Origin of the sequence: Alkalihalophilus pseudofirmus, from assembly GCF_029094545.1 — a bacterium.
GTDB classification, from domain to species: Bacteria; Bacillota; Bacilli; order Bacillales; family Bacillaceae_D; genus Alkalihalophilus; species Alkalihalophilus pseudofirmus.
In genome coordinates, this window is record NZ_CP117835.1 from 1,596,132 (window position 1) to 1,609,937 (window position 13,806).

The window sequence follows — 13,806 nt, forward strand, 5'->3', positions numbered from 1 at the left end:
AAACACCTCCATCAACTGAAGGTGTTAAAAGGTTATTTATGTAATTTACGATACTCATTCTTATCTCTCCTCATATTATCATTATATGAATTTTAATTTTCTTTATTTAATCAAAAATAAAAAAGACTGCCATAAGCACTCTCTGTTTACAGATATTCTTCAATCTTTCTATCATCACAATCAATCAAATCAAACATCTGAAGAACCTCAATATCTAACTCTTTTCCTGATGCGTAGTAGGAAGGGTTTACATATATTGCTTTCTTATGACCATGCTGTTTAAGTTTAAATAAACCTTTATCCTCAAGTGATTTAATAACTTTTCTAATAGTTCTTTCTTTTAATCCTACGATATTTTCATAATCAGGGAATTTTGGAACTTCGTTATTTATAAGAATGCAGTTTGTAGGATATGTAATGAAATCACGAAGAGTAAAAAATACTAACTTCTCATTATTACTTAATTTCATCGCTATCACCTCATTAATTTTGTTTCTATAGACCATGTTGAATTCACCACCATCATATCTGTCCTTAGTCTTTAAGCGTGGCATATTTATCATTGATCTATGGTTAATTAAACGCTGTTCAGGCACTACTTCAAATGTTTCATTAGATTGTTGTTTTATGTCTTGCATGAATTTAGACGTGTACTCTTCAAGCTTTTTCTTAACATATTTTTTAACTTCTGTTTGAGTGAATAATTCTCCACTGCTCAACTTTACATATGAACCGCCCACAATTTCTGTGAATTCATTATTTAAACTTTCAATATATTTTCTGGTTTCATTTTGCATAATCAAATGCCTCCTCAATGGATTGTTCGGCATGGGTGTACCGAATTGTAAAATAAAAGTGTAACGAAATACCGAATTAATGCTTCCAAATGCCGAATTAACTGTGATAAATCCCTTTGTTATTGAGGTTTTTACCACTTTCCCTTCTTCATTCTTAAAGAGTTTATTTAGCCTAGACAGATAATTGATTAGCTTGATATTTAAGTTGCTCAGCAGCTATTAACTTTTTAATTTTCTTTATATTGGTTGCATAGCTCTTTGGATTAACCGAAGCATTACCATTCTGAAAATCATTAAACAAGTCAATTAGATCATCTTTAATTCCCTCAATATGAACAAATGTTTTAATATTTCCATTTCGATCTTTGTTGACCTCAATATGATTGTGCTCGTAGCCAATTGTCATTAAGAATCCAATAAAATACGAATCACTGTATCTAAAGTTAACTTTCTCCATCTTCATATCATCCTTTTCTCTATGTATTATCCAAACAAAACTAAAATAATGAGAGAAGCCCTAAGACCTCTCTCATACTCTCTCATACTCACGTATACTGTCCTATGTGAGCATATATTTTTCAATAAAATCCCACTTTTACTCTAAACAAATTACTTTACTTGCTTCTCCAACTCAGCAATTCTTTCCTCAAGTGGATCTGTAATATATTTTCGAGTATTAGCAATCACTCTATTTACAACTAATGCAGTCTCTTGACGAGAAATCATTGCTTGCGGTCTCGCTTTGTCAAAGTAAACAGAGTTATCCCACACATCTTTTGCCCAAGGACTAGGTGTAGCTGCATTACCTTCAGTAATCATTTTCTTCAATTCAGCCAATTCTTTCTCTAGTTTTTCAATTTTCTCTTTCATTAAATTCTCCTCCTTAGTAATTGCATCTAATGTATTTTGACCTACGATACCATCTACGATTAATCCCTTATCACGTTGAAAATGCTTTACTGCTGTATCAGTTGCGTTACCAAATATTCCGTCAGCAATACCACAATCATAACCAATGCTATTAAGTCGTTCTTGTAGAGACTTGACAGCATCTCCTCTGTCGCCATTCTTAATTACTGTTGATTGAGCAGGTTGCGAATTAGAAGGCTTAGCAGGGGAAGAAGATGATACACCGTTTTTAAGTTTATTCAACTCTTCTTCAACCCTCCTAACAACGTAATTCCAGTTGCCTTCTGACAAAGTTCGATGTGGACAGTATTTTCCATTCCAATCTTGATGTTTTTTCAATCTGTTTACATTCCAATTTCTCTCATGTAAAAGTTGAGCAATGAACTTAATGCCTAATTCTCTGGCTTTATTAAACCTCTCTCCACCTGAGCGTGAATAGCACACCTCAACTCCAATAGATTTCCTGTTTCCTGTTCCGTTAGCACCATCTCCACAATGCCAAGCATTACGATTGATGGGAATCCCTTGAACAACTTCTTTATCATCTGCAGCATAGTGGTATCCTGTAGAGTTATTGTTGTTAATCATAAAGCTAATCTCATTATTTGCAGACGCATCATTGGCTGTTTCATGATATGTTATGTATTCCGCAGTCATTACATTTGGACACTTAAGCGAATGCTTACTAGGAGAAACAAGCATTTGTCTAGCTCTAATAGTCATGAAATCACCTCATTTATTTTAATTTATAATTCAACTCTCTTACTACACGCTCAATTTCCGCACGAACCTCATCTGTTGAAATATTAATACCTCTAGCCTCCGCACGTTTCGAGACGTAGTAGATAGCTTCATTTAACTTTTCTGTTGAAGAGCTTTCTTTCATTTTGGCTTCAATTAAGTGAAAACTCTGTTCTGCTAATGTGTGCAAAATTTCTTGTGTTCTAATACTATTACGATTATCAATCCAAGTTAAAACTCTCTTTCGTAACTCAACTGCAACTGCAATAATCAATGTAGTAATTAATCCAACTAAAGCCAATACAATGTCCTGTAAGAATGGTGATAAAGTTTCTAAAAACATATAATCATCTCCTATAATTTAAAATGGTGAAGCAACACCTAAAAGACTGGCTATAATAGCAACCAGAAATAAAATAATCTTATAGTGCTCTTTTACAAAATTGTCATCTTTACTGTTACTGCTTTCTTTCTTTTGTTCAGTTTTCTTCTCTAATACATCTACACGTTCACTCATATTGGTCACTGTGCTGTTAAGGTTGTTCAAATTCTCTCCCATGACCTGCTGTGAAGTGTTAATGTGGTTAAGAGTAGTGTTTAGGTTAGACATTGTTCCTTGCATATCTTTCATTGTTGTCATTTGAATCTCTAAAAGAGTGTCCATTCGCACATTCTGAGTTTTTAATGCAGATAAGTCATCTACACGATCATTTAAAACTTTAATTTGGTGAGACACCATTTCACTTCTAATTCTACAATCTTGCTGACATTGAATATCCAATTTCTCCACATCCTCTGTTAATTTTCCTCCTTTTAATCAGAATCAAAAAATCCATGCTTTAAACCAAATTGACAGGTCTGAGCATGGATTTCTTAATAAATATACTTCTTATTTAATTGTATTATTTACCACCTTCACCTCCAATATAGGATATTAAAAGGTTAGAAAATAAACGCATAACCTATAGCCTGTCTTACTTCAAATGTTAGATGTAAATCATCTTCTGTAGAAATAATAATAGAACTTTCTATTTCTTGTATTCCTCTACTCAATACTGTTATAGAAGTGTTAATACTATCTTCGTCATCTAATACAACGCCAATACTTGCAGCTAGTTCACTCTCTACTTCAGGTAGTCTAACAAGTACACTAGAAGGCAAATCTTCTTTGCTTATGAGATTTATGGTAGTAGTTGATTCTAAGTCAGAATGTGGAACGTATAGCTGACTATTAAGAGTTTGGTATGAGCCAACATCAATTTCTGAATCCAAGTCTCGTATACTTGGCTCTATGACCTCTATAATAGAATTGAAGTCATTCTCTGCTTCATCATTAACAATCAATTCTGCACCTAGACTAAAAACTTGAGTAACTTCAATTTCTGATTCTATTTCTGTATCATCTTCTCTACTTACTCTAAACTCAGCATTTAGATTAGATTCAGGCGAGACAAATAAGGAAGATTGAATATCAGAAGCAGGGGAGACTGTGATTACTACCTCTAACTCATCATCATCTTCTTGTAGAACTGTCACTGAAGAGTCAATAACACCATTATTCACAACTTCAAAGATAGAATCCAAATCATCAATATAAACAGACTCAAATGTAGTGTGAATATCGTCTTCTGACTTGTTCAATACATCAATCGTTGTTCCTAAATCCTCGGTTGGGCTGACTGTAATTTCAGTATCAAATGCAGCTCTATTAATCGATAAACCTGATAGTATATCGTACTCATCTTGAGTAGAAATAATAAAACTAACATCAAAATCAGAATCAGCAGGTAGTAAGGTCTGTATTCTTCCATCCAAATCAGAATCAGCATTCCTATGAACAATGAGGCTTGTATCAAAGAATGGTTTGCTGACTGTTTGCATACTTTCAATTTCATCAATTCTTCTGTCTATAATTGAGAAAGTAGTATGTAATTCAGCATCATCTTGATTTGGTATGTAAATAGCAGCATTCAGATTTTGTCTCTCAACAACTATCTCAGAGTCTAGGTAACTTCCGTTCTGCACATTGATTTCAGAATAGAAATCATGATCTCTTTGATAGGTTTCTACATGCAACTCGGCATTTAATTCTTCTTCTTGATGATTGATAACAGTAAATCCTGAATCAACATCTCCGACCAAATGATTCTTTGTAGTTAAATCATAGTAAGACAAACTGATGAATGGCGAGTAGTGACTTTCTCTAGTAAAAAATCGAGTATTCTGTGTATTAGACTCATCGATCAGTTTAATTACGAAGCCATTGCGATATGTTTCATTTTTATACCAATCTTCAATAATTTCCATTAAGTCAAATTCAATACGATTATTTGCTAAAGGCACTCCAGAGAATGTTTTAATTAATTCAGTAGCGTTTGGCTGATTAATATAAGTAATACCATATTCATTCCATCCTGCGCTAACACCGTACAGTCCAATTGTATAATTAATAGGTAGTGCATTTGGCAAGGTTAATACTAGCTTAGCCTCATCAAACTGAATATTCGTAGGCAGCTTGCTTATATCAAATTGAATAAACGACCTAAAGATTTCTCCACTAAAGTTAACTCCTGAAAGCATATCCATAGTGTCACCATAATTCATATAAGGATTACCACTTCTAACAAATGCATCTCTTATAGGTGTTATAGATTTCTGAATAGGTTCAGGGTGAATGATCTCAGTCTTACCCTGCATTCGATTGTGAGGGAAAATTCCTAGTTCAGCATTTAACTCTTTATCAATATCTTTCACAACTGTAAATGCAGCATCCAATTCATCGAATTGTTCAAATCTCACTTTGCCATGCATGGAGTTATTATACGGTACGCTTACTGTAGCGCCTGCATCATATGGATAGTGAGAGTAGAAAGAAGAATGAATATCCTCTGAACCAATTCCAATTACATCAATAGTTGCATCCAAATTTGTTTTAATGACTGCTAATCGAGTATCTAATGTTTCGTTTGCTACAGTGACACTTGAGTCTAACCAATCATTAAGAACACTGAATGTTATCTCTAAATCTCTTTGTATAATCAAGCTTGAATCAAGTTCAGTTTTACTAACAGTAATTGTAGAGTCTAGGCTTTCTCTAGTGACATGAATTTCAGTATCAAGAGCACCTTGCTCCATAACCTCTAATTGAGTATTAATATCTTCAGCATGAGGAATGAGCACTTCTAAGTTGCTGTTTAAATCGTTGTAGTGATGAATGTCAACATTTGATATTAATTCAGAAGTAGGTGAAACCTCAATATTTGCACTTAGATTATCCCTATTAACTGCTACGCTACTCTCCACGCCACCTTGCTCAATAACTTCAAGATTCGTGTTTAAATCATTGTAAAATGGAATAGTTGCACTGAATGAAGAGTCCAAATCTGAATATTGAGTAACTTCAACAGAGCTTTCAATTTCATGATTAGGCGAGATGTGAAGTTGAGTTTCTAACTCTTCATAGTTTCTTCTTTCAATAGTAACTGATGAATCAAAATCGTTTTGTAAAACAAATACAGTACCCTCTAATTCTTTCCACTCTGTAACATCAATTGTGGAAACAAAACTTTCCTCATCATGCTTCTGAATAGAGATATTCGTGTCTAGGTCGGCATTGTCTGATTCATATACATTAATCTTTAAAGTAAGATCGTCATACCAAGTAACATCAATAGCCGTTCTTAAATCAATATCTTGTTCTCTTTTAACTATCAACTCACCAGATAAATCTTCTACGTCATTGAGCCTAACATTTACATTTGATTCAATGTCGTATGCATGCAGTATTTCAATCTCAACCTCTAGTGTATCTTTGTTGATTGCTATTGTTCCGACTAAATCAACTTCGCTATCTTTATTAACTATTAATTCACTTTCCAATTCCTTATAATTAGTGACTTCGATTTTACTGTCAAAATAAGGTTGAAGTACATAGAATGAGTTTTCTAAATCAACATTGTCATTTCTACTTATATAGAATGATGAGGTAACATCTTGTTCTGACTCTCTATGTACTACTAATCCTGCATCCATATAGTGTTTAGATATATTGAATGTATTAGGGAAGTCGTTGGCTTGATTAATTAATGTAGAGAAAGTGGCGGCTAGTTCAGTTTCTGCTCCAACAAAGACAGAGCAGTCAAGATTTTGTTTATTTACATCAAATCCTGCACTCATTTCACCACGTATACGAACGTGAGTAGATGATTCTAAATCAACATCTCCCTCGTAGCGGAACACATCTAGAGAGGATTGCATATCTGAGCTATCAGGATGGGTAACTCTAACACCTGCATTTACTTCTATACCGCCATAACTAGGAGGGCTTAGAACAAAATACTCATAATCTATAATAGGAGAATAAATAGACTCTCTTGAAAAGAATCGTTTTGTTTGCGTTATTGATTCATCATCTGAGACTAATATAAACCCATAGCTATAGCCTTCTTCATTCTTCCATTGATTAGCTATGTGAGTTATATCAAACTCTAAAATTCTTTTACTTCGAACAGAATCACTAATCTCAGCTATTAGCTCTCCTTGTTCGGGTTGATTTGCCCACGTAACACCTTGCTCAGACCAGTGACTCTTTGCTGCATATAATTTTATGTTTGGAATGAATTCCGCTAAATCAGACGTATGCAGCTTTAGTATTGCCTTTGTTATTTCAATATCTGGTACAAGGTCATCGTTATTAAACTCAATAAATGTACGATAGGTGTCATTTGATAATGGTTGCTTACCAATCAATAAATCTTGAGCTTTTCCGTAATTAAAGAAAGGAAGAGAGGAGCGAATAAAAGCATCTTTAATAGGTGTAATAGCATCTTGCTCAATAATATTCTCAACAATATCAATGCGACCTTGCATTCTAGTATGCTTGTTTACAATGAATTGCGAGTCTAAATCTTTTGGTTTGGTTATAACGAAGCCAGAATCTAACTCCTCAACACTATCAATTCTGACACGTCCATACATTTTATTTTCAGGATGGAAATATAACTCTCCATCCTCATTCTGATGCCAACCCATCTCCTCTCACATCCTTTCCATTGTATTGGAATTATAGAGGTTTGGCTTTTGCATGTATCTCAAATGTACCACCAGAACTTGACGAAGATGTTGAGGAGGAAACAGACACATAGAATGTTAGCGAATCATTTTCTGGTATCACACTGTCACCATAGGCTAATTTTGACGATGGTAAAAATGGTAGATTGAGTTTACTTAGGTTGACCGAATATCCCGTTGGAGGAGGGTTTAGAGCTATTTCTAAGTCATCTACCGCAAAACCTGTATGGTTCTCTAGTGTGATACGTCTAGGTTCGGTTATCTGACCAGCTACAATAATCCCAAAATCTAAGAATTTAAGGATATCTCCTTTATCAGTTGAGTAATACTCACCATTCTCATTTTTGAACATTAGCCCTCGATACTTACCTATAATCCCTTCGATATCTTTTTTTAGTATAGCTCCCATTTCATCTTTGATTTCTATAGTAATTTTATTCTCTTCTCCAAGAATTAAATCATCACTTGACCATACATATCTAATTTCTTTAGGGGTGTCAAAGTAGCTAGAGTAGGTAGGATCAGAAGATGCTGTTTTAGGAAATACTTGAACATTATTGATTAGTATGCGGTATTGAATTTTATCTCCATCGCTATCAATGACTGTTCCAGTTAAACTCCAATCATCATGTGTGAATAGGCTAAAGAATGGTTTTTCATTTACTAGTTCAAAGATGATCGGAGGACTTGTTGATTGTAACCCTCTATCATCCTCAGCTAAGATAGTTAAAGCATTACTACCTGTAGCAAAGTCTGAGAATTGGAATATTTGATAAATATCTACTTTCTCATCAATCTTCGTCCATTCTGACCATCCATCGCCTGTTTTCATAATAGACTGACCATTAAGTAGCATTTGATACCTAAAACTATCTCCTTCTAAGTCCTCAATTGTTGCTTGAAACACAGCATTACTTCTACCAATTTCTTCAGGTGTCATTCTCATGTTCTTAATAGCAGGGGGTTCATTGCTCGGAAATGCTACAGTGAAACTTTCAAGTGTAGGGGAAGATGTTATACTCTGAGACTCAAAGTAAACCATTAGGTCTATTGCCCCTCTTCTAAACCATCTGTTCCAATCTTCCTTAGTGATACTGTTAATCTCATCTAAGCTCATACCTTGTTGACGAATGTTGTTAGGAAGTATTTGTCTCCAATTCCCACTAATAAAAGAATTCCATGTACGTTTACCATCTCTTGACACAAGGAAGCGCATTCTCATTTCACTTACAACACTGAGAGACAAAACGAGATCTAAGCCACTGTTAGTCCAAACGTAAACAGTCGGGCTAGGGAGTTGCTGTAGCATTTGAGGATTAACTAAATCAAATCCATGTTCAATAAATGCGTCCTTATTTAATAAGGCTAAAAACGGAAGGGCAGCCCAATCTCCATTACGATAAGTGTAAAAAGTAGAGTTAGATTGAACAATCATTTTTAAGTAGGTATCAATTCTGTTTAGGGTAGGATATTCACCCTCTATCATATTCCACACAGGGCTTCCATCCGATCTTGTTTTTGTATCATAGCCCACATAAGAAGAAGGAGTTTTCATTTGTTCTGTTGTTAATCCGAAAGAATTGCTTATATTAGGGGAAGAATCTAGACCTGTTACTTCTGCATCCCAATAAGAATTGATCATTTGAGGAGTAGAGTTATATGTTCTCCCAACCAGTGCTCCTCTATAAGTACCGCCTGTTTGGATGAATCTCGTTGCGACATAGCAGCCATTTATAGAAGAAGCGTATCGCATATATGTACAAATACCAGCTACATAAGATGATCCACCAGAGTTGATTGTCCCCAAAGCATAGCAGTCATAGAAGTTACAGTAATAACCATATGCACCTAGTCCTGCTATATGGTTAGAAGATGTAGTACTAATTAACTCACCATCAAAGAAGCATCTATACCAGTTGGAGTTGTTTGTATACCCTGAGATACCTGCTGTATAAGTTGAGTTTGTAACAATTTTTATTCTTGATCCACAATCATAATATGTGACACTATCATCTCTTCCGCATATTCCACCTGTGTATGAGCCTGTACCTCTATCTTCAAACAACCCTTCAGCAATAACATTGTCTAACACAGTATTATTTGTAGCAGAGCCTGCTAAGGAGCCTAGATAGTTACTCTTATTATTGGAGTATGTGTTAACTAGTCGCAAATTTTTTATGGTGGCATTACTTATATAGCCAAATAATCCATTATATGTTCCCGTATCTGGTATATACAGCCCGCTTATTGCGAATCCTCTTCCATCTAAAGTTCCTTGAAAGCTTAATGTGGTCGATGTGCCAATTCTATCCCAGCCCAAACTATTAAATGGAAGTACATCTAAATCTATATTTGCACCTAATGCAAAATGAACATTTCTATTCTGCAGAAAGAGTCTTATATTTGACAAGTCTGTAGGGGATTTAATGATATATGGATTTTCTGCCGTGCCGCTACCACCTGAAAAAGTTGTAGTAGGAGAAGCGTAGTTTACAGATGTATAGCTATCTAAATCTAAATTAATACTATACATAACTCCATCAGCCATAGGTGTCTGTGAAGTAAATTGATAGTCTATATCAGAAGATTCAATACTATCTCCACTTGCTCGGATTTGAAAGTCGCTAATTTTTCTTTTGCCTATTGTATTAATTTTATTTAAATCAGAGGTTTCTACTGTGCCATTCTTAAATCCCTCGGACAGTCTCAGTAAGCCATCTTCTCTAGTAATCGAATCATTTCTTATCCATTCATAGCTATAAGATTGATTTCTATTGAATAGAGTCGTGTCTTTATCTTCTAAATAAATATAGAAATCGTATACAGATTTAAAGTTGTTTGAGTAGACTATATCAAAAGTTAATCTATTTTCACCCCAGCTTAAATCTTCCTTGTTTATTATATCTAAGTTAATATTGATAGGTGTGGCTTGCATATCAGAATATCCGACATCTGGATATATCTGTTGATCATTAAGAAATAGTTTGTATTGGGCTGTGCTACCGTAGGATTGATTAATTACACCATTAACTGTAGGATTGATTTCGTATTGATACCATATATTCATTGGTGAAATATCTGCATTCAGTAATACATCTCTTCGATAATAAGTAAAATGATTAAAGATTGTATCATAAGATGAATTTTGTATAAGAATTTGTGAATTTCTAGTTAAAGTAGAATTATTTCCAAGTTGATAACTGCTTCCTAATCCTGCTGTATATAGCTTATTACTTCCTCTTTCTAGTAAGGTAGAGTGATAATCACCGGTTGCTACTGCGGAAATTTTATTATCGGCAACTAAAGTGAGAGTGTTTTTTAAACTAGTGTCACCTGCGCCTAATTCTCCACTGCTATTTCTTCCTGCACCAAATAAAGAGTGATCATTTCTTAAGTAAAGCATTGAAAATCTTGTTGCTTGTATATCAATGAACGGCATTTCGCTAATTGGTGTAAATGTATTTCTCTGAACAACATCACCTAAAGCTAATTCACCATAGTTATTTCTTCCACAACCATAGGCAATCCCCAATTTATTAATGGCAACTGTTGAGAATTGTGTACCTGTCACCTTGGTGAAAAATTCATCACTATCAACTCTAGTAGGAGAGGTAATTGAAACTATAGTATTATCTAACCCTAAGTTCGAATATTGATTGTAACCCCATGTCCATAAACTACCATCAGATTTGATTGCCATCGTGTGATTGTAGCCAACTCCAACCTCAACCCAATCTGTATCTGTCCCTACTTGTGTAGGTATTTCGAGTGTATTAGTATCTCCATGTCCCAGTTGTCCATTAGAGCCTAAGCCCCAAGTATAGATCGTTCCATTAGCACGTAAACCAATACTATGTCTGTATCCAGATGCAACCATAACCCAATCGGTAAATGGAGAGATTCTTACTGGCTCTAGTTCGTTTCCAGATGTTCCACTACCCAATGCACTGTTAGCATTAGAACCCCAAGCCCATAATGAACCGTCCTTTTTAATACCAATAGTAAATGCAGCACCAAGGCTCACATAGTTCCAATCTTTTGTATCATCCATGCGTGTAGGAACTCTTACAGCAGTTGTATGACCCATGCCGCACTGTCCTGTAGAATTCATACCCCACATGAATAGCTCATTATTAATTACCGCAGCACTATGATTACTAAATCCCATTTATATCACCTCCTATTTATAGACCCAACTAGTCTCACCTGAGACATTGGCTTTTAATGTAGCTTTTGTTGTTTGAACGACTTTTCCATTTTTAATAACATAAATTTCACCTGATATGTCCTTATCAGAAACAAGCCTGATGTTAAAAGTCATAGGTTTCTTTTCCATTGATATGGCGACAATAGGCTTAAAGTTAAAGCTTACTTCAGCCGTGTCTACTTTCGTTTTATATCCAAAGTTAAATTGATAAACACTTGTTGAAATGGTCTTCATGCGTCTAGGATTAACAATCGATTCTACATCCTTATAAGAAATACAATCATTGTATTTTGTTGAATTATTAGAGCTTAACTTGTACACTTTTTCACTTGTATCAGATTTAAAAGCAAACTCTATCTCATTGCCGAGAATATTAAATGCACCATTAAATACGGTGTAGTATAAATGATGACCGTATCCCATCATTCCAAATTTAATCAGTTCATTTTTCTTGATTTCTCTAAACCAATTCTCCTTGTGGTTATCAAAGTTAAATTCAGGTATAAATGAGCCATCTGCATATTCGCCTAGCCAAATAAAAGGATAGTAACGAACAGGTGACTTATATTGATTGAATGTTTGTTTATGTGACATATTGACCTCCATTGTATTGAAGAAATAAAAAAGAGCCTGAATTCAATCAGACTCTTAAGTTAAACTTATTCAGAACCAAATGAATATCTAGCTCTAATTTTATAGTTGTATTTTCCTGCATGAGAAGATGAAGGTACGTTAACTCGTAAATCTAACTCAACAAAGTTATCTGTGTTAATGTCAGTGCCATCATTGATTGCACCGCTAATCTTATATTCATTAGGAGTGAGAGTAGATCCATTAGCTCCTACAAAGTGAGAAATCTCTTGATAGTCAGAGAGGATAGGATCGTAAGTTGCACCGATAGGAGTAAAATCATCCTCTTCTGCTGAAACGTTCTGAATCTCAGTCCATTGACCTTCAACAACCTCACTAGAAAAAGGAACGCCCGACATACCCCCGTCTGTATCTTTTGCATTATGTTCACATAGGATCGCTAACCCTATGCCGCTAATAGTAGCAGCTTATGCTTTCACATAAGAGCAGACCATATCAAAATCCTATAAAGGATTCTACCTGTTTCCACTCGCTTGAGTGTACTCCCTAAAGGGATGGTCGTTGCACGTTCCTGTGTAAAACAGGCTTCGCTCAGGATTGTCATATGCAATTTGCACTTAGAGTTTCCCTGAATTAAGGTAGTTTCGATATATCATTACTGATATAAAGCCCCATTAAATAAGGTGATTCGACACTGAAGCATATCATATGTATCTTCGCTACCCTCTCTATTATTCCATAGGTAATAAGTATATGTATTACTGATTGAGCCTGCATCAACTACTGAAAAGTCTGCCAGTGCTGCATCTTCAAATTCACCGAGGTCATTCTTAGTACACCAACTTACAATAGGTGCGTTTGTTGACATAAATATCTCTCCTTTTACTAAATCTCAATTTTTATCTGTACGTTTAAGCCCGTAATTTGGGACTTTTTAAGGGGTGTAATTCTGAATAAAAGCCCTGTTTTAACTAAATCCATTTTTAAGCTCCAGCTCTCATCATTTACATGACTATTAGATGGAATAACAATATGGTTTTCTGTTATTTCTTCCCATTCACTTACGCCTAAACTGTCCCGTTCAATAGCCTCAACTTTAAACACTGTCTCTTCGTCATCAGTTCCAATACATGTGGCTGTTATATCCCTTATTAAACCATCAAAAGGGAAGGGGATAACTAATTCAGACATATTGTCACTCATCACACCAAAATACTGAAAGGAGATTGTCTTTGTTTGTATGACTGACTCATCTCCTGAAGAAAGTAGTTTCCAATCAGACTCCACTCCTTTATCATCGAGACGAATATATAAAGGATGAGGAGAGATGTTTGATTGTAGATACATAGTGCCAAGTGGTGCAAATTTAATCTTGTCCAATTTAGACTCATGCGGTTTTCCAGTAGCCTCTTCATCTTTTAATAAGACCTGTCTCTGGGGAAGCTCCTTGTAAATATAATCAGATATTGATTGCAGTACTGACATTTGCAC

General features: G+C 34.9%; 11 protein-coding genes. All 11 read right to left on the reverse strand.

From position 1 onward, the window contains the following. Nucleotides 1–146: 146 nt before the first annotated feature. The gene (locus PQ478_RS08270) at nt 147–797 is read right to left on the reverse strand and encodes a helix-turn-helix domain-containing protein (RefSeq protein ID WP_289236427.1); all 651 of its coding nucleotides are present in this window, start codon (nt 795–797) and stop codon (nt 147–149) included. 172 nt (nt 798–969) lie between these two features. Beyond that, entirely contained in the window at nt 970–1,254 is a 285-nt protein-coding gene (locus PQ478_RS08275; RefSeq protein ID WP_289236428.1) for a hypothetical protein, read from the reverse strand. 152 nt (nt 1,255–1,406) lie between these two features. After that, nucleotides 1,407–2,429 (reverse strand): peptidoglycan recognition protein family protein, encoded by a 1,023-nt coding sequence (locus PQ478_RS08280; protein ID WP_354004546.1) that lies wholly within the window; start codon nt 2,427–2,429, stop codon nt 1,407–1,409. A gap of 13 nt (nt 2,430–2,442) precedes the next feature. Then, nucleotides 2,443–2,790 carry a phage holin, LLH family gene (locus PQ478_RS08285; protein WP_289236429.1) on the reverse strand — a complete coding sequence of 116 codons (348 nt, stop codon included), beginning with the start codon at nt 2,788–2,790 and terminating at the stop codon, nt 2,443–2,445. A gap of 18 nt (nt 2,791–2,808) precedes the next feature. After that, nucleotides 2,809–3,228, reverse strand: coding sequence for a hypothetical protein (locus PQ478_RS08290; protein WP_289236430.1), 420 nt, complete (start codon nt 3,226–3,228; stop codon nt 2,809–2,811). A gap of 161 nt (nt 3,229–3,389) precedes the next feature. Continuing rightward, nucleotides 3,390–7,478 carry a DNRLRE domain-containing protein gene (locus tag PQ478_RS08295; protein ID WP_289236431.1) on the reverse strand — a complete coding sequence of 1,363 codons (4,089 nt, stop codon included), beginning with the start codon at nt 7,476–7,478 and terminating at the stop codon, nt 3,390–3,392. Nucleotides 7,479–7,509: 31 nt separating this feature from the next. Beyond that, entirely contained in the window at nt 7,510–11,685 is a 4,176-nt protein-coding gene (locus PQ478_RS08300; RefSeq protein ID WP_289236432.1) for a hypothetical protein, read from the reverse strand. Between the two features lie 12 nt (nt 11,686–11,697). Continuing rightward, the gene (locus PQ478_RS08305) at nt 11,698–12,318 is read right to left on the reverse strand and encodes a hypothetical protein (RefSeq protein ID WP_289236433.1); all 621 of its coding nucleotides are present in this window, start codon (nt 12,316–12,318) and stop codon (nt 11,698–11,700) included. A gap of 65 nt (nt 12,319–12,383) precedes the next feature. Further along, nucleotides 12,384–12,713, reverse strand: coding sequence for a hypothetical protein (locus PQ478_RS08310; protein WP_289236434.1), 330 nt, complete (start codon nt 12,711–12,713; stop codon nt 12,384–12,386). Between the two features lie 257 nt (nt 12,714–12,970). Next, nucleotides 12,971–13,183: a hypothetical protein gene (locus PQ478_RS08315; protein ID WP_289236435.1), complete on the reverse strand. Its 213-nt coding sequence runs from the start codon at nt 13,181–13,183 to the stop codon at nt 12,971–12,973. Between the two features lie 17 nt (nt 13,184–13,200). Next, on the reverse strand, nt 13,201–13,800 hold the full coding sequence (locus PQ478_RS08320) for a hypothetical protein (protein WP_289236436.1): 600 nt from the start codon (nt 13,798–13,800) through the stop codon (nt 13,201–13,203). Nucleotides 13,801–13,806 lie beyond the last annotated feature (6 nt).

What these genes read in the sequence shown, in the direction of transcription:
- PQ478_RS08270 (WP_289236427.1), bottom strand. Translation starts at nt 797, where the DNA reads ATGCAAAATGAAACCAGAAAATATATTGAAAGTTTAAATAATGAATTC.
- PQ478_RS08275 (WP_289236428.1), bottom strand. Translation starts at nt 1,254, where the DNA reads ATGGAGAAAGTTAACTTTAGATACAGTGATTCGTATTTTATTGGATTC.
- PQ478_RS08280 (WP_354004546.1), bottom strand. Translation starts at nt 2,429, where the DNA reads ATGACTATTAGAGCTAGACAAATGCTTGTTTCTCCTAGTAAGCATTCG.
- PQ478_RS08285 (WP_289236429.1), bottom strand. Translation starts at nt 2,790, where the DNA reads ATGTTTTTAGAAACTTTATCACCATTCTTACAGGACATTGTATTGGCT.
- PQ478_RS08295 (WP_289236431.1), bottom strand. Translation starts at nt 7,478, where the DNA reads ATGGGTTGGCATCAGAATGAGGATGGAGAGTTATATTTCCATCCTGAA.
- PQ478_RS08300 (WP_289236432.1), bottom strand. Translation starts at nt 11,685, where the DNA reads ATGGGATTTAGTAATCATAGTGCTGCGGTAATTAATAATGAGCTATTC.
- PQ478_RS08305 (WP_289236433.1), bottom strand. Translation starts at nt 12,318, where the DNA reads ATGTCACATAAACAAACATTCAATCAATATAAGTCACCTGTTCGTTAC.
- PQ478_RS08310 (WP_289236434.1), bottom strand. Translation starts at nt 12,713, where the DNA reads ATGTCGGGCGTTCCTTTTTCTAGTGAGGTTGTTGAAGGTCAATGGACT.
- PQ478_RS08315 (WP_289236435.1), bottom strand. Translation starts at nt 13,183, where the DNA reads ATGTCAACAAACGCACCTATTGTAAGTTGGTGTACTAAGAATGACCTC.
- PQ478_RS08320 (WP_289236436.1), bottom strand. Translation starts at nt 13,800, where the DNA reads ATGTCAGTACTGCAATCAATATCTGATTATATTTACAAGGAGCTTCCC.